The organism is Pseudomonas sp. (assembly GCF_037994325.1).
Taxonomy (GTDB): Bacteria; Pseudomonadota; Gammaproteobacteria; order Pseudomonadales; family Pseudomonadaceae; genus Aquipseudomonas.
Genome location: NZ_JBBNAH010000703.1, coordinates 1 through 18,575, shown reverse-complemented (window position 1 = coordinate 18,575; position 18,575 = coordinate 1). Strand labels below are relative to the sequence as shown.

Sequence of the window (18,575 nt, the reverse complement as noted above, 5' to 3'; positions counted from 1 at the left end):
CTTCACGTTTGCTCGTTACGGCCAAGCGTTAACGTGGCCATGACAGCGAGACCGGCGCTCCGCCAGTTGGCGAAGACGGTGTCATCCGTTGCCTGGTCGGGCAGGGCGTTTTGCGCAAGGTCCAGATTGCTGACCTGCTGTAGCAAGTTGATGGACAGGCCGGTGTTCGCAGCGCTGTCGAGCAGACGCAGCACGTGCCCCACTTGCGGCACCGTGGTCGCCAGTCCTTGCCCTGCGCGGCTTTGGTTGATCAGGTCGACGGCCTGTTGCACAACGCCGGCATCGGCCTCCAGCATGCTGGCCAGTCTGGCGCTGGCTGCACTGGCGCTTAACGGCGGGCTGGCGTTGGCATCGCGCAGATACTGCAGCACAAGGTCTTCGCTACTCGCTGCCTGGCGCCAGGCGACGTAGTCGGCCAGCACGGGCAGTAGCGATAAGCTCAGGCTGATGTCGCCGCCAAACGCCGGCAGTAGCGTGCTCATTAGCACCAGAGTGGCGGGCGTCAACCGATAGTGGCTGACCAGCAGGCTGTAGCGGCCCAAGAGATTGAGCGGGACCATTAGTGTTTGCGGAATATCGGCCGGGGTAAGCGCGGATTTATTTAGCGCCTGGCAGGCATTGAGCAAGGCATAACTGCTCAGTTTCAGGCAGGACAACATGGCCGATACCGTGCCATGAGCAACGGCCAGAAGCGTGCCCACCTGCGTGTCGAGCAGCGCTTGTTGGCTGCCTAGCACGCTATCCAGAAGCGCCGACAGAATCACCAGCGCCGCGCTCTTGTCGCTGTTTGACAGGTTAAGGGCCGCAACGATGGCGGCTACGGCATTGTTGCGCTCGACGCTGTCTTCCAGACGGATCAGGCCGTATTGATCACTGACGCCGCCGCTGTTGGCGCTGAGCAGGGCCAACCAGTCCAACGTGACGCCTGCCTGGTCGGCTGTCGGTAAGCCCGCGTTCTGCAGGCGGTTGGCATCCAGACGGATGTTGCCCAGGTGCCCGTTAATATCGTTGACCAACGCCACTTCCCTGGGGCTGGGGGCGAGCACGCTCGGCGGCGGCGCCAGCAAAATCCACAGGTCGACCACAGTTAACTGCTGGGCCTTTAACCAATCGAGCAGTTGCGCCAGCGCTTGCAGGTCATTAAGCAGGTCTGCCGCCTTTGCTTGGCCCTTGTCGTCCAATTCAGCCAGTTGCGCAATGCCCGCCAGTTGCAGCAGCAATAGTCTGCCCCGCGGCATTAGCTGCAACAGCGCAAGCATGTCCGCTACCCGCAGTTTTAGCCGCTTGGCGACGGTGCTCAGTCGGTACAGAGCGGAGACAACGGGCAAGCTGCGCACGAGCTTGTCTTTAACCAGTTTTTGCGCGTTATTCACCTGCTCAGCCAGTAACAAAAACTCTGTTTCGCTAAGGTTTAGGCCGGCGCATAGCTGGCGCACCGTCAACGCATCGGCACCGTCGGTGGCGGTGTAACTGAAGGTCAGGTTGTCGAGCTGCAACGCGGCTTGAGCAGTGCTGCTGCGCGGGTTGAACAGGCGATCAAACGGCGGCACCGCAGTGCCTGTCGCGTAGGGTGACAGCTGGTACAAAATGGCGCTTAGCTCTTGCGCGCTAAGGCCATAGGCCGCGTTCCAGGTCTGATAAAAACCCAAGGTGCGTACCGTATGGGTGTTCATGTTGAGGGCTTGATTGTTCTGGCCTTCGGCATGCATCGCTGCCACCAGCAGCGTATCCAGCTGATCAAACGCCAGGCCGGTCTGGCGCTGTAGGCGCACCAGGCGGTTAATACGGTCGTAGCGGTCATACAGCACCCCGCTGCTGGTCTGTAAACCGTCGATGCTGATCGGCTCGCTGTTTTTGTCCTGCCTTAGGGCCAGCCCGGGCAACTTGCCGCCGTGAATAAATACGGCGCCATAGCGATAAGGCGCAGGCGTTGCCTGAGGAACGTTGGGGGATGCGACCACGGAGGTGTTTTGCCCGCCCACTCCTGCTGCACAGAACAGTTCCAGTACCTGTGCGGTGGGCAAGGCTGTGGCCTGGGAGAAGGTCGGTAGCTGGTTGAGGCTATCGGCATTGACCACGCCGAAGTTGTAGGCGAGAAAGGCCGTTGCGGTCGATGCTGTGCTTGCAAATGCCGGTGGCTGGATTACCAGGGCAACCTGTGCGGGGCTCAAGCCCGCAGCCTGTTGCAACAGGCGATTGGCTAGTTCGACATCGCCTTCGTCGCCACAAAATAACGGCTTATCGGCGTGTACCGCCTGGGTCAACGCGGCCAGGTCGGTTGTTTGTTCGGCGAGGCCAGTGACAACCTGGTCGTGTGGTTCATGGTAGGGAAGGGCTTGGCCGGGGTAGTGCAGGCGGGCGAGCAATGCATCGCTGGGCAGTTGCGTGACGCTGGAGGGAAGAACGCCCTGGAGTTGCAGTTGTTTGACCAGGGCTTGGTTGTTTTTGCTGTTGTCGAGGCCGCTTTGCAAGGTGCGGTTAACAATATCCAGCTTGGCCAGCACCTGATTGACCGTCACGTCACTGAGCAGGGTATCGCCTAATTCGGGGCGCCTGCTGGCGAGGGTGATTCGTGCGGTGTCTGTGGGGGTTACAGCTTCTAGCTGCATGGCCAGGGCATACAGGCTGGCGGCATAGGAGGCTGGCGACGAGGAATCGCCAAGGCTGCCGGGGGCCACCACGGTGGTTTTTTCCGGAAATTGCGAAGACCAGGTCGGTGAGTTGGCGTCAAATACCGAACCGAAGGTTCGCGCAGCCCTAACGGCATTGGCCTGGGCGGCGAGGGGCGAGCCCTGGCGGCCCTCACGCTGGAACAGTTTGATCAACTGCTGCCGGGCGCTTTGTGCGCTGCGGTAGACGGCCTTGGCTCGCGCGCGGGTCAGCGCTTGTGCATAGCGGCTGATAAATGCCGGTTCGCTGTGCGTGAGGATATCTTGCAAGCTGAGCAGGCCCAGTTCGGCCAATGTTCCCGAGGTCAGTCGACAGCTGTTTTCCAAGGCACTCATTGGCTGGGTAAGCGGCATTTTGCTGTTCCTTCAATCCGTTTGCGCGAGGACGAACTGTAGGTTGCAGCGCCAGGGTTTAGCTGCCAGATGCGGCGCGCAGTTTTGAAGGACGCTGCTCACAAATAGCGGTCGAAACCGTCGCTTGTGCCGGACAGGTTAAATTTTCCTGTCGGGACGACGTCCCATTAGGTATCGCCCCTTTTTGTGAGCCGCCCGACATGATGCATACCCTGCCACTCCCTACCGGCCAATGCCTGCACGGCGATGAAAGTGCTGGCGCCTTGCACCTGCAACTCGACCTGCACGAGCCCATTCATGTGCAGCTGCAAGCCGGCGAGCCGTTGTACGTTACGGCCACAGAGGCGCTGTCGGCGCAGGCGCTATGGTTGATCGCCTACTGGCTGTTTGCCCGCGATGAGGCCTGTCAAACACTGTGCTGGAATGCGCCAGCCGTGGCGGTTGAAACACTGCAAAGCGGCTTGATTAGCCGTGATGCCGACGGCGCTTTAAGCACTGCTCGCAGCGCGTTTTGGCAGTTGCCGCAGCCATGGTTATTGACCGGGCAGGGCGCGGTTTACCCGCAGCACATGGTCATCAGTGAGGGCAAGCGCCACCCGCGGCGTGCGCCGAAACCTGTGGGCGAGTTATACCGCCGCTTCGATGCGCGCTTGGGCAGCTGGATTGCCCTGCGGGCGCTGGATATCGATAGCGATTTAGAGCGGTTCAATCGTTGGCAAAATAGCCCACGGGTATTGGAGTTCTGGCAGGAGGGCGGCACGCTTGCGCAGCATCGTCAGTACCTGGAAAAGCTCGAACGCGACCCGCATACGCTGACGCTGATCGGCTGTTTCGACGATCAGCCGTTTGCCTATTTCGAGGCCTATTGGGCGAAAGAAGACCGCATCGCGCCGTTCTACGCAGCGGGTGATTACGACCGTGGTATGCATATGTTGGTAGGCGAAGACAGCCATCGCGGCCCGCACAAAGTGGCGAGCTGGCTGACGGCGTTGACACACTTTTTATTCTTGGATGACCCGCGCACCCAACGGGTGGTCGCAGAGCCGCGCGCCGACAATGCGCGAATGATCGGGCATATGCACAGCGCGGGTTTTTACTGCCAGAAAGAGTTCGATTTTCCGCATAAACGCGCGGCGTTAATGGCGATTGAGCGGGAGCGGTTTTTTGATCGGTGCGTGTTGCGCTAGGTCGAGTCGGTCCGCGTGCTCACCGAACGCGGACCGACCCGATCTGCACTTACGCCTGCTGCTCATGCTCGGCTTTCGCCACCTTGCGGCAGTGCACCAATGCATCGCGAATCATAAAGTTCACCAGGGTCGGTGATACGCCTAATTCTTGTGCGATGTCTTTCTGTGGCACGCCGTGCAGGCGGTACATTTCAAAGGCATAACGGGTGCGCGCGGGCAACTGGCCGAGGGCGTCGGCGATGTGCTCCAGCGTCGCGTAGTTGATATGCAAGGCTTCGGGCGAGGCGTTGTGGGTGACCACATTCAGGCCTTCTTCTTCGCTGCCGGTGTAGCGCTGTTCAAGCGCCTGTTTGCGGTAATGGTCGATGGCCAAATTGCGCACGATTTGGAACAGGTAACTGAGCTGGGCCTTGAACGACGAAGTGATTTGCGGGGCCGAATGCAGCCTGAAATAGGCGTCTTGCACCACATCTTCAGCGCGTGAGCGGCAGCCGGTAATACGCGTGGCTACCTTGACCAAAATGGATCGATTGTCGACGAACGCTTGGAAGAGCGGTGTATCGCACGTGCTTGTGGACAGTTGTTCCGTCATGGAATTCACCTTGCTACCGAGGGCAGTTAAACGCTTGCAGGAGGCTGCCTGCGAGCGGGGTAACAAACTATGTCCAATGATAATGATTGTCAAATGCGAGTTAATCTTGAGTTTTCTGAGTTGCAGCCCGGTGACGTAAAAATGATTTTTTCGCGACACGAAAGACCAGAAAAATCCGCGTGAAATGAGTTAATTATTTTTCTTCGCCGTCCGTTCTCCACTGTGAAAGCTCGCGCAAGTTGCCCGAGCAACAGGGAGAAAAAACATGGTGTTTGATCGCGACGACGTGATTTTCCAAGTGGTCATCAACGGCGAAGAGCAGTACTCGCTGTGGCCTGATTACAAGGCCATTCCCGCTGGCTGGCGGGCGGTGGGGATGAGCGGTTTGAAGAAGGATTGCCTGGCCTATATCGAGCAGCACTGGACCGATATGCGCCCGCTCAGCCTGCGCCAGAAGATGGACCAGGATGCAGTGGTCGCCTGAGGTGAACGCGCCCGCCACCCTGCGTTTGCTGTGCCTGCCGTACTCCGGTGCCAGCGCCATGTTCTACCACCGCTGGCGCAAGCGTTTGCCCGCGTGGTTACAGGTGCAGCCGCTGGAATTGCCCGGCCGCGGCCTGCGCATGGACGAACCCTTGCACAGCCATCTGCCCACGCTGATCAACCAGCTGGCCGATGAAATCGCCAGCGACTTGAGCACACCCTACGCGCTGTTCGGCCATAGCCTCGGCGGCCTGCTGGCTTTCGAGTTGGTCCATGCGCTCAAGGCCCGTGGCGTGGCTGAACCGCTGTGTCTGCTGATCTCCGCCACCGCCGGTCCGGCGCGTCGCGATGTTAGCGAGTACCGCGAAGCCAAGTCCGACGCCGAATTGATCGCCAAACTGCGCAGCCTGCAAGGCACTCCCGAAGACGCCTTGGCCAACAGCGAATTACTCGAGCTGATGCTGCCGATTCTGCGCGCTGATTTTCTCGTCGCCGGTAGTTACCAGTACACCCCGCGCCCAGCGCTGCAAGCCGCCATCCATGTATTTGGCGGCAAAGACGACCGCATCAGCGTCGATGAATTACTCGATTGGCAATGCGAAACCGCCAGTGGTTTTTCCCTGGATATGTTTGCCGGCGGCCACTTCTTTTTGCAGAGCCAGGAAGCGCCGTTGTTGCGCTGCCTGCGCCGCTACGCCGAGCAACATGTGTTGCGCCACCACGCCCGGCAAAACCGCCCGATTCCCCGCGTCGCCAGTTAAACCCAACGCCCATAGCCCGCCCGATTGCACCCAGGAATAGCCCATGTCTCTGTCTGAATTGCCCCGCACTTTGGTTCACGCCCTGCAACGCCGCGCGGCGCAACAGCCGCAGACACTGGCTTTGCGCTTTCTGGATGGCGACGACGGCGAAGGCTTGGTGCTGAGTTACGCCGAACTGGACCGCCGCGCGCGCAGCATTGCCGCTGCGCTGCAAGCGCAGGCCAACCTGGGCGATCGTGCTGTACTGCTGTTCCCCAGCGGCCCGGACTATGTTGCGGCCTTCTTCGGTTGCCTGTACGCCGGTGTAATCGCCGTGCCGGCCTATCCGCCGGAGTCCTCGCGCCACCAGCACCAGTTGCGTTTGCTGTCGATCATCGCCGACGCCGAACCGCGCCTGGTGCTGACCAGCAGCGACCAACGGCAAACCCTGCAACACATCGACAAGGCGCCCGAGCTGCTCTGCGTCGACACCCTCAGTGACGACCTGGCCGATACCTGGCAAGCCCCCGAACTACAACCTGACGACATTGCCTTTCTGCAATACACCTCCGGCTCTACCGCGCTGCCCAAAGGCGTGCAAGTCAGCCATGGCAATCTGCTCGCCAACGAGCTGCTGATTCGCCAAGGCTTCGGTATTGGCGCCGACGATGTAATCGTCAGCTGGCTACCGCTGTACCACGACATGGGCCTGATCGGCGGCCTGCTGCAACCGATCTTCAGCGGCGTGCCCTGCGTATTGATGTCGCCAAAAACCTTCCTTGAACGCCCCGTGCGTTGGCTGGAGGCCATTAGCCGTTTTGGCGGCACCGTCAGTGGCGGGCCGGATTTTGCATATCGCCTGTGCAGCGAGCGGGTCAGCGAATCGGCCCTGGAGCGGCTGGACCTGAGTGGCTGGCGCGTGGCGTTTTCCGGTTCCGAACCCATTCGCCAAGACAGCCTGGACCGCTTCGCGGAAAAATTCGTCGCATGTGGTTTCGCCGCCAGCAGCTATCTCGCCTGCTATGGCCTGGCTGAGGCGACGCTGTACGTCACCAGTGGCACACGCGGCCAGGGCATTCCGGCCTTGGGCGTAGACGCCCAGGCATTAACCCGCAATCGCATCGAAAGCGGCGGCGACAGCCTGCTACTGAGCTGCGGCTCACCGCGCCCACTGCATCAGGTGCAAATCGTCGACCCGCACAGCCTCACTGTGTTGGGCGATAACCAGGTTGGCGAAGTCTGGGCCAGCGGCCCGAGTATCGCCCACGGTTACTGGCGTAACCCCGAAGCGACGGCAAAAAGCTTTGTGGAAAGGGACGGCCTTACCTGGCTGCGCACCGGCGATCTTGGCGCCTTGTGCGATGGTGAGTTGTATATCAGCGGGCGCTTGAAGGACATGCTCATCGTCCGTGGCCATAACCTCTACCCGCAGGATATCGAACGCACGGTAGAAACCGACGTCAGCCATGTGCGCAAAGGCCGCGTGGCTGCGTTCGCCGTGCAGCAAAACGGCGAAGAGGGCATCGGCATCGCCGCCGAAATCGGCCGCAGCGTGCAGAAAAATATAGCGGCCGACGAACTGATCAATGCCATTCGCCAAGCCGTGGCCGAGGCTTACCAGGAAGCGCCGCGCACGGTGATTTTGCTTAACCCCGGCGCCTTGCCAAAAACCTCCAGCGGCAAGCTGCAACGCTCCGCCTGCCGCAGCGGCCTGCTCGACGGCAGCCTGGATAGCTACGCGCAATTCCCAGCGCACAGCGCTCTATCGCGTGGTGCGCACAGCACACCCTACGAGAACACCGCTCCCGTAGGGTGTGCTGCGCGCACCACGCAGGCGCTGCATGAACAAATCGCGGCGATATGGAGCGAGCACCTGCACGTGCCCAGCATCGCCGCCACCGACAACTTTTTCCTCCTCGGCGGCAACTCCATCAGCGCCGCACAAGTGATGGCGCAATTGCGCGATCAACTCGGCGTCAGCCTGGAATTGCGCCACCTATTCGAAACCCGCGACCTCGCCGGCTTCAGCCAGCAAATCGCTGAGCAGATCGCAAAGGGCGCCACTGCCGAAGGCTTGATGTCACGCCTGCCGCGCAACCAGAACCTGCCGCAATCACCGGCACAAAACCGCCTGTGGTTTCTCTGGCAGATGGACCCCACTAGCGCCGCCTACAACATCCCTGGCGGCCTGCACCTGCGTGGCGAGCTGGACGACCACGCCCTGCGGGCCAGCTTCACCGGTTTAATCCAACGCCATGAAGCGCTGCGCACGGTTTTCCTCGAAGAGAACGGCCAAGCCCTGCAGCGTGTTCTGCCCAGCGCCGAACTGCAGATTCGCGAAGTCGACCTGCGTCACCTCAATGGCAGTGAACAAAGCGCCGAAGCCGCCGACATCCGTGAGCAGGAAGCGGCCGCGCCGTTCGATCTACAAACCGGGCCGCTGCTGCGCGTTACCCTGCTGCGCCTGGCCGATGACGAGCAGCAACTGCTGGTGACCCTGCACCATATCGTCGCTGATGGTTGGTCGCTGACCGTGCTGCTCGACGAATTCTCGCGCCTGTACGCCGAAGCCTGCGGCGGCCAGCCGGCCGAGTTGGCGGCGCTGCCCTTGGGTTATGCCGACTTCGCCAGTTGGCAGCACCAGTGGCTGGCCGAAGGGGAAGGGCAGCGGCAACTGGCCTACTGGCGCGAACAGCTCGGCGATGACGCGCCAGCGTTGCAGCTGCCGCTGGATTACCCCCGTAGCGCACAGCGCCAACATAGCGCAGCACGTTATACCTGGAAGCTTGACGATGCCCTGGGCCAGCGCTTGCGCCAAGTCGCCCAGGGCCAGCAGGCCACGCTGTTTATGCTGCTACTGGCAGGCTTCCAAGCCCTGCTGCTGCGCCACACCGGCCAGGGCGATGTGCGTATCGGCGTGCCCGGCGCCAACCGTCTGCGCCGGGAAACTCAGGGCTTGCTGGGGTTCTTTATCAACACCTTGGTGCTGCGCGTTGAGCTGCATACGCGCCAGTCGTTTACCGATGTGTTGAGCAATGCCCGCACCGCTACGTTGGGCGCCCAGGCCAATCAGGATTTGCCGTTTGATCAATTGGTGCAAGCGCTCGGTGGGCAAGCGCCGTTCCAGGTGATGTTTAACCACCAGCAGCGCGACCTCAGCAGCCTGCGCCGCCTGCCTGGTTTGCTCGCCCATGAGCTGCCCTGGCACAGCCGCGAAGCCAAGTTCGACCTGCAACTGCACAGCGAAGAAGACGGCAAGGGGCGCCTGACCTTGTCCTTTGACTATGCCGACGAACTGTTTAACGCCGCCACCATCGAGCAGTTGGCGCAGCGCCTGGTCAGCCTGTTGCACCAGGTGGCCGAGCAACCGCAACTGGCCATTGGCGATATTCAACTGCTTGGCGAACACGAGCAGCGTCAGCTGGCGGAATGGGGCAGAGCGCCAATGCCGGCGGCAGAAAAACTGCTGCCCATCGCCCTGGAGCATCAGGTGCAAAAGCGTGCCGACGCCACTGCGTTGCTCTGGCAAAACGGCAGCCTTACCCATGGGCAATTGCACGCTCAAGCCAATTACCTGGCCGAGCATTTGTGTGGTCTTGGTGTTGGTCCCGATGTGCGCGTGGCGATTGCCGCCGAGCGCTCGCCGCAGCTGTTGATTGGCCTGCTGGCCATTATCAAAGCCGGTGGCGCCTATGTGCCGCTGGATGCCGATTACCCCCGCGAGCGCCTGGCCTACATGCTTGAAGACAGCGGTGCAAAACTGCTGCTCACACAAACCCATTTGCGCGACGCCTTGCCGGTGCCGGCCAACGTTGAGGTGCTCGACCTCGACGCGCTTACCGATTCATTGCTTGGTGCGCAGGCCGATACAGCGCTTGATGCGCATAGCACACCCTACGGGGCATACGGCGCCGGGGTGAGCGGCGATAACCTGGCTTATGTGATCTACACCTCCGGCTCCACCGGCCAACCCAAGGGCGTAGGCGTAACCCATGGGGCGCTGGCCGAGCGCTTGGCGTGGATGCAAGCGACTTACCAACTGGATACCAGCGATGTGCTGATGCAAAAAGCGCCGGTGAGTTTCGACGTATCGGTGTGGGAGTGCTTCTGGCCGCTGATTACCGGCGCGCGTTTGCTCCTTGCTGCGCCAGGCGAGCACCGCGACCCGCAGCGTCTGCTGCAATTGGTGCGTGAATTTGGTGTGACTACGCTGCATTTTGTGCCGCCGCTGTTGCAGCTGTTTATCCAAGAGGCCGAGGTGCAGCAGTGCACCAGCCTGCGTCATCTGTTTTCCGGTGGTGAAGCGCTGCCGGCGGCCCTGCGGGATCGCGTGCTGACGGCGCTGCCCGACGTGGCGCTGCATAACCGCTACGGCCCGACCGAAACCGCGATCAACGTTACCCACTGGCACTGCCAGGCCAGCGATGGCGAGCGCTCGCCCATCGGCCGGCCGTTGGGCAATGTGCGCTGCTATGTGTTGGATGCCGAGTTGCAGCCGGTGCCCATCGGTGTAGCGGGGGAGTTGTGCATTGGTGGCGCCGGCTTGGCCCGTGGTTATCTCGGGCGGCCGGGGCTGACGGCTGAGCGTTTTATTGCTGACCCACTTGGCGAGCCCGGCGCGCGTTTGTATCGCACTGGCGACCGTGTGCGCTGGGGCGCCGATGGTGCGCTGGAATACCTGGGTCGTCTCGACCAGCAGGTAAAACTGCGCGGCTTCCGTATCGAGCCGGAGGAAATTCAAGCGCGCTTGCTAGCCGAGGCGGGGGTTGGCCAAGCCGTTGTGCTGATTCGTGATGGCCATGCCGGGCCGCAATTAATCGGCTACTACACCGGCACTTCCAGTACACCGGAAGCCACGCAAAGCGCACAGTTGCTCGCCGCCCTGGCCGCGCAGTTGCCCGACTATATGGTGCCCAGCCACCTGCTGCGCCTGGAGCAAATGCCCCTCAGCCCAGCGGGCAAACTAGACCGCCGCGCCTTGCCAGAACCAGTGTGGCAGCAGCGTCAGCACATCGCCCCGAGCACGCCGTTGCAGGTGCAGATCGCGGCCATTTGGCGCGAGGTGTTGGGCTTGCAGCAAGTTGGCCTGGCCGATGATTTCTTCGAGCTTGGCGGCCACTCGTTGCTGGCTACGCAGATCGTGTCCCGCACCCGTCAGGTTTGCGATGTCGAGCTGCCGTTGCGGGCGTTGTTTGAAGCCAGCACGCTCGAAGGGTTTAGCGCGCAGGTAGAAGCAGCGCAGGCAGCGGGCCAACGCAATAGCCAACACGCCATCGCCATCGTTGCTCGTAACCAGCAACTGCCGCTGTCCTATTCGCAGCAACGCATGTGGTTCCTCTGGCAACTGGAGCCCGACAGCCCGGCCTATAACGTCGGCGGCCTGGCCAAGTTCAGCGGCGCCTTGCATGTGGCGCAGTTTGAGGCCGCCTTGCAGGCGTTGATTCAACGCCATGAAACCCTGCGCACCACCTTCCCAAGCTGCGATGGCATCGCCTATCAGTGCGTCTCGCCGCAGTCCAGCGTGCGCCTGGGTTGGCAGGATTATTCCAAGCTGGCGCCGGACGAGCGCCAACAACGCTTGCAGCAGTTTGCCGACGCCGATGCCCACCGGCCATTCAACTTGGAAAGCGGCCCGCTGCTGCGCGCCAGCATCGTTAAATGCGCCGAGCGCGAGCATTACCTGGTGCTGACCCTGCACCATATCGCCACCGAAGGCTGGGCCATGGATATCTTCGCCCGCGAGTTGGCGGCGTTGTATGAGGCCTTTGTCGACGAGCGCGAGTCGCCCCTGGCGCCCCTGGCTGTGCAGTACCTCGACTACAGCCAATGGCAGCGGCAGTGGATGGAAGCGGGTGAGCGCGAGCGTCAGCTGGCTTACTGGACCGCGCAACTGGGCCACGAACACCCGGTGCTTGACCTGCCCGGCGACCGCCCAAGGCCAGCTGTGCAAAGCCATCGCGGTGAGCTCTATCGCTTTGACCTGAATCCAGAGTTAGCCCAACGCTTGCGTGCCTTTAACGCCGCCCATGGTCTGACCCTGTTTATGACCATGACCGCCACCCTGGCCACCTTGCTGCACCGCTACAGCGGCCAGACCGATCTGCGTATCGGCGCGCCGGTGGCCAACCGTATTCGCCCGGAAAGCGAAGGGCTGATTGGCGCCTTCCTTAACACCCAGGTGCTGCGCTGCCAGGTGGATGGGCAGCTCACCGTTAGCCAACTGCTTGATCAGGTGCGCCATACCGTTATTGAAGGCCAATCCCACCAAGACCTGCCCTTTGATCATCTAGTGGAAGCGTTACAGCCGCCGCGCAGTGCCGCCTATAACCCGCTGTTCCAGGTGATGTGCAACGTACAGCGCTGGGAGTTCCAGCAAACCCGCGAACTGGCGGGCATGACCGTGGAATATATTGCCAACGATGCGCGGGCGACCAAGTTCGACCTCAACCTGGAAGTCACCGACCTCGACCATCGCCTGGGCTGCTGCTTTACCTACAGCTGCGACCTGTTCGACGAGCCGCGTATTGCGCGTATGGCCGCGCACTGGGTCAATCTGCTGGAAGCCATGCTGGCGGCACCGCAACAACGCTTGGCCGAATTGCCGCTGTTGGCAGCGGACGAACAGCAGCAACTGCTGGCTAATCTCGGTGAAGAGGCGGGCGAGCATCTACTCGACGCCACCGTGCATCAGCTGTTTGCCGCCCAGGCCGCTGCTACGCCAGATGCCCCGGCGCTGACCTTTGCCGACGCCAGCCTGAGCTACGCCGAGCTGGATGCCCAGGCCAACCGCCTGGCCCATCTATTACGCGAACAAGGCGTAGGGCCGGAAGTGCGAGTGGGTCTGGCCTTGCCGCGTTCCACCGAGTTGGTGGTCGGCCTGCTGGCGATTCTTAAAGCCGGTGGCGCCTATGTGCCGCTCGACCCGGAATACCCGCTGGAACGCCTGCATTACATGATTGAAGACAGCGGCATTGGCCTGCTACTTGGCCAGGCCGAGCTGTTCGCTGCCCTGGGTGATTTGCCTGGCAACGTGGTGCGTTGCTGCATGGCCGAACAGCGCCTTGCGGACTTGCCGTCTACACCACCACGCGACCTTAGTTCGCCGCTGCACCAGGCCTATTTGATCTACACCTCCGGCTCTACTGGCAAACCCAAAGGTGTAGCGGTCAGCCACGGCGAAATTGCCATGCACTGCCGCGCGGTGATCCAACGCTTTGGTATGCGCAGCGATGACTGCGAGCTGCATTTCTATTCGATCAACTTCGACGCCGCCAGTGAACGCCTGCTGACGCCGCTGCTGTGTGGCGCCCACGTGGTGCTGCGCGGCCAGGGGCAGTGGGGCGCGGAGGAGATTTGCGCGCTGATCCGCCAACACCGCGTCAGCATTCTTGGCTTTACCCCCAGCTATGGCAGCCAATTGGCCCAGTGGCTGGCCAGCCGTAACGAGCAACTGCCGGTGCGCCTGTGCATCACCGGCGGCGAAGCGCTGACCGGTGAGCATCTGCAACGTATCCGTGGCGGCTTTGCGCCGCAGCAGTTTTTCAACGCCTATGGGCCGACGGAAACGGTGGTAATGCCGATGGCCAGTCTGGCACCTGAACAGGTGGCAGAGGGCGTTAGCAGCGTCGCCATCGGTAGCGTGGTCGGGGCGCGCACCGCCTATGTGCTGGACGCCGACCTGGCCCTGGTGCCGCCCGGTTCAACCGGCGAGTTGTATATCGGCGGCGCCGGCTTGGCCCGTGGTTACCACGCCCGCCCGGCGCTGACGGCTGAACGTTTTGTGCCTAACCCGTTTGCCAACAGTACGGCGGGCGGGAGGCTGTATCGCACCGGCGACTTGGTGCGCCAGCGCGCCGATGGCCTACTCGAATACGTCGGCCGTCTCGACCAGCAAGTAAAAGTGCGCGGCTTCCGTATTGAGCTGGGGGAAATTGAAGCGCGGCTGCTGGAGCACGGTGCGGTTAACGACTGCGTGGTGCTGGCCCTGGACGGCGCTAGCGGCAAACAGTTGGTGGCGTATATCGGTACGGCGTTGGCCACGGCCAGCGTTGCGGACCAGCAAGCCCTGCGCGACAGCCTGAAAAGCCATGTGCTGGCGCAACTACCCGAGCATATGTGGCCGACTTATACCGTGCTGCTGCCAAGCCTGCCGCTGACCGCCAATGGCAAGGTCGAACGCCGCGCCTTGCCCGCGCCGGACCTGGAGCAAAACCGCCAACACTATGTGGCGCCGCGCAATGCCATGGAAAACAGCTTGGCGGCGATCTGGCGTGAGGTGCTCAACGTTAAACAAGTGGGCCTGACGGATAACTTTTTTGAGCTGGGCGGCGACTCGATTCTGTCCATTCAAGTCGTCAGCCGTGCCCGTCAGCAAGGCATTCACTTTAGCCCGCGTGATTTGTTCCAACACCAGACGGTGCAAGCCTTGGCCGCTGTTGCCAGCGAGCAGCAACTGGTGCTGAGCGAGCAGGGCGCCTTGACCGGCCAAGCAGCGCTTACGCCGATTCAGCAGTGGTTCTTCGCCACGCAAATGGCCGAGCGCAATCAGTGGAACCAGTCGTTGCTGCTGCAACCGCAGCAAACCCTGGATGCCAGCCTGCTGCGCCAGAGCTTGCAACGCCTGTTGCAACAACACGACGCGCTGCGCCTGCGCTTTAGCCAAGTTGGCGACTACTGGCAGGCCAGTTACAGCGACAGCGCCGATGACCAACCACTGCTCTGGCACGCCCAAGTGCAGAGTTTTGACCAGGCGCCGCCACTGTTTGCTGAAGCCCAGCGCAGCCTCGATCTGCAACAAGGTCCGCTGTTACGTGCCGTGCTGGTGGAAGGACCGGACGGCGAGCAGAAACTGCTGTTGGCGATACATCACTTAGTGGTGGATGGCGTGTCCTGGCGTGTGCTACTGGAAGACCTGCAAAGCGCCTATCGCCAATTGCACAACGGCCAAACCGACGTGCAACTGCCGGCCAAAACCAGCGCCATGGGCCACTGGGCCGCGCGCTTGCAGGCCTATGCCGGCAGCGAGTCGTTGCGCGAAGAACTGGTCTGGTGGCAGCAGCAGTTAAGCGGGCCGGTTAGCGGGTTGCCCGGTGTTCGCCAAGAAGGCAGCAACCGCGCAGGCGATGCACAAACCCTGAGCCTGCGCCTGGATGCTGAACGCACTCGGCAGCTGCTAAACGAGGCTCCGGCAGCCTATCGCACCCAGGTTAACGACCTACTGCTCACCGCTTTGGCCCGTGTGCTATGCCGTTGGACCGGGCTGCCTTCAACCCTGGTGCAGTTGGAAGGCCACGGCCGCGAAGCGCTATTCGATGAGCTGGATCTGACCCGCAGCGTCGGTTGGTTTACCAGCGCTTATCCGCTGCGCCTGCAGGCGCCAACTGAGCTAAGCGCGGCGATCAAAGCCACCAAAGAACAGCTGCGCAGCGTGCCGCACAAAGGCCTGGGCTACGGCGTATTACGCTACCTGGCCGACCCTACCAGCCGCGCCGCTATCGCTGCATTGCCAGAAGCGCAGGTGACCTTTAACTACTTGGGCCAATTCGACCAAAGCTTTGCCGGCGACGCCTTGCTGCACCCGCTAGGCGACGAGACCGGCGCTGCCCATGCGCCCGATTCGCCATTGCCCAATGAGCTGAGCATTGACGGCCAGGTGTACGGTGGCGAGCTGCAATTGCGCTGGACCTACAGCCGCGAGCGGTACAGTGAACACAACGTGCACGCCCTGGCGCAAGAGCTGATCAGCGAATTGCACGGCCTGATCGATCACTGCCTGCAAGCCGGCAATGGCGGCTTTACCCCGTCGGACTTCCCCTTGGCGCAGCTCAGCCAAGAACAGCTCGACCACCTACCAGTGCCCGCCGCGCAGATCGACGATATCTACCCGCTCACGCCGATGCAGGAAGGCTTGCTGCTGCATACGCTGCTGGAACCCGGCACCGGCATCTACTACATGCAGGACCGTTACCGCATCAATAGCGCCCTGGACACCGAGCGTTTTGCTCAGGCCTGGCAAGCGGTGGTGGCACGCCATGAAGCGCTGCGCGCGTCGTTTGCCTGGAATGCCGGCGAGGCCATGCTGCAGATCATCCATAAACCCGGTGCCGCTGAACTGCAGGTGCTGGACTGGAGCGCACTGCCTGCCGACGAGCACGAAGCACGGCTGCAAGCCCTGCATAAACGCGAACGCGAAGCCGGCTTTGAGCTGCTGCAACGGCCGCCGTTTCACCTGCGCTTGATCAAGCTCGAAGCCGAGCGCTATTGGTTCATGATGAGTAACCACCACATCCTGATCGACGCCTGGTGCCGTGGGTTGTTGATGAGTGATTTCTTTGAAATCTACGCGGCGCTTGGCGAGCAACGCGCGCCGCAACTGAGCCCTGCACCGCGCTACCGCGACTACATCAGCTGGCTGCAACAGCAAGACCTCAACGGCGCGCGGCAGTGGTGGCAAGCCAACCTGGCTGGCTTTGAACGCAGCACCTTTATCCCCAGTGATAGGCCCATCGTGCATGACCATGCTGGCGAAAGCGGCGGCATGCTTGTTGGTGATCGCTACACCCGTTTGCTCGCCAGCGAAGGCGCGCAGTTGCGTGAATTGGCCCAGCGTCATCAGCTCACCGTGAACACCTTTGCCCAGGCCGCGTGGGCGCTGGTGCTGCGCCGTTACAGCGGTGAACGCGATGTGCTGTTTGGCGTCACCGTGGCCGGGCGCCCGGTAGGGATGCCGGACATGCAGCGCACCGTGGGCCTGTTTATCAATAGCGTGGCGCTGCGGGTCAAGCTGCCGGCGGTGGGTGAAAAGCAGGGCGTGCGTGAGTGGCTGCACGGCTTGTTCGCCAGCAATATGGACCTGCGCGAGCACGAGTATTTGCCGCTGGTGGCGATTCAGGAATGCAGCGAGCTGCCCAAGGGCCAGCCGCTGTTCGACAGCTTGTTTGTATTTGAAAACGCCCCGGTGGAAAGCGGCGTGCTCGACCAGGCACTTAGCCTTAACGCCACCTCCGACTCCGGCCGTACCCACACCAACTTCCCGCTGACGGTGGTGTGCTATCCGGGCGATGAGTTGGGCTTGCACCTGTCCTACGACCAACGCTACTTCGACGGCGCCAGCATCGAACGCTTGCTGGCGGAGTTCAAACGCCTGCTGTTGGCGCTGGCCGAACACTTCCATGGTGATATGGCCGAGCTGCCATTACTCGGCGCCGCTGAACAGCAACTACTGACGGTGGACTGCAACCGCAGTGAGCGCGCCTATCCGCTCGAACAAGGCTATGCACGCTTGTTTGAAGCGCAGGTGGCGCAGCATCCGCAGCGTATCGTCGCCAGTTGCCTGGAGCAGCAGTGGAGCTACAGCGAACTCAATCGACGTGCCAACAAACTGGGTCATGCGCTAGTAGCGGCCGGTGTGCGTATGGATCAACCCGTCGCGCTATTGGCCGAACGCGGTGTGGATTTGCTCGGCATGCTCGTCGGCAGCTTTAAAGCCGGCGCGGGCTATCTGCCGCTGGACCCCAGCCACCCCGTGCAGCGCCTGACGCGCATTATCGAACTGAGCCGCACGCCCGTGCTGGTGTGCAGCCGCGCCTGCCGTGAACAAGCGGTGCAGCTGTTGGAAGAACTCGGCTGCGGCGGCCGTCCACGCTTGCTGGTGTGGGAAGAGGTGCAAGCCGGCCAAGGCCCGCAGCACAACCCCGGCATCTATAGCGCGGCGAATAACCTCGCCTACGTTATCTACACCTCTGGCTCCACCGGTTTGCCGAAGGGCGTGATGGTGGAACAAGCCGGCATGCTTAATAACCAACTGAGCAAGGTGCCGTATCTCGACCTCAGCGCCGATGACGTGATCGCGCAGACCGCTTCGCAAAGCTTCGATATCTCGGTGTGGCAATTCCTTGCGGCACCGCTGTTTGGCGCCCGCGTCGCCATTGTGCCGAACACTATTGCCCATGATCCGCAGGCGTTATTGGCGCATGTTGGCGAGCAGCGCATTAGCGTGCTGGAAAGCGTGCCGTCGCTGATTCAGGGCATGCTCGCCGACGACACCCAACACGACCTCAGCAGCCTGCGTTGGCTGCTGCCCACCGGCGAAGCCATGCCACCGGAGCTGGCGCGACAATGGCTGCAACGCTTCCCTGAGGTGGGCCTGGTCAATGCCTATGGCCCGGCCGAGTGCTCGGACGACGTGGCGTTTTTCCGGGTCGATCAGGCCTCCACCGAAGGCAGCTACTTGCCCATCGGCAATCCCACTGACAACAACCGCCTGTACCTGGTCGACGCGGCGTTGGAACTGGTGCCGCTGGGCGCCGTGGGCGAGCTCTGTGTGGCGGGCACGGGCGTCGGTCGTGGCTATGTCGGCGACCCACAACGCACCGCACAAGCCTTTGTGCCCAATCCGTTTGGCCCAGGGCGCCTGTACCGCAGCGGCGACTTGGCGCGGCGCCGGGCCGATGGCGTGCTGGAGTATGTGGGCCGTATCGACCATCAAGTGAAAATTCGCGGCTTCCGTATCGAGCTGGGCGAAATCGAAGCGCGCCTGCATGAGCAGGCG

General features: G+C 61.9%; 6 protein-coding genes. 4 read left to right on the top strand and 2 right to left on the bottom strand.

The features are described 5' to 3' along the window. Nucleotides 1–2: 2 nt before the first annotated feature. A complete protein-coding gene (locus tag AAAB16_RS23195) occupies nucleotides 3–3,023 on the bottom strand; it encodes a Tc toxin subunit A (RefSeq protein ID WP_340665466.1) in 3,021 nt (1,006 codons plus the stop codon). 200 nt (nucleotides 3,024–3,223) lie between these two features. On the opposite strand from AAAB16_RS23195, the gene AAAB16_RS23190 reads away from it, so the two are divergent. Continuing rightward, complete coding sequence (locus AAAB16_RS23190; RefSeq protein WP_340665465.1) at nucleotides 3,224–4,210, top strand: GNAT family N-acetyltransferase; 987 nt, start codon at nucleotides 3,224–3,226, stop codon at nucleotides 4,208–4,210. A 49-nt stretch (nucleotides 4,211–4,259) separates the two neighbouring features. On the opposite strand, the gene AAAB16_RS23185 is transcribed toward AAAB16_RS23190, so the two are convergent. Beyond that, nucleotides 4,260–4,802: an RNA polymerase factor sigma-70 gene (locus AAAB16_RS23185; protein WP_340665464.1), complete on the bottom strand. Its 543-nt coding sequence runs from the start codon at nucleotides 4,800–4,802 to the stop codon at nucleotides 4,260–4,262. Nucleotides 4,803–5,067: 265 nt separating this feature from the next. Here AAAB16_RS23185 and AAAB16_RS23180 point away from each other — a divergent pair, with 265 nt between their 5' ends. The 3 genes from AAAB16_RS23180 to AAAB16_RS23170 all read left to right on the top strand — a co-directional run. Further along, nucleotides 5,068–5,286 (top strand): MbtH family protein, encoded by a 219-nt coding sequence (locus AAAB16_RS23180; RefSeq protein WP_108098055.1) that lies wholly within the window; start codon nucleotides 5,068–5,070, stop codon nucleotides 5,284–5,286. Nucleotide 5,287: 1 nt separating this feature from the next. Next, complete coding sequence (locus AAAB16_RS23175) at nucleotides 5,288–6,046, top strand: alpha/beta fold hydrolase (protein ID WP_340665463.1); 759 nt, start codon at nucleotides 5,288–5,290, stop codon at nucleotides 6,044–6,046. A 43-nt stretch (nucleotides 6,047–6,089) separates the two neighbouring features. Beyond that, the coding region (locus tag AAAB16_RS23170; protein WP_340665462.1) for a non-ribosomal peptide synthase/polyketide synthase at nucleotides 6,090–18,575 on the top strand (12,486 nt) is incomplete at its 3' end.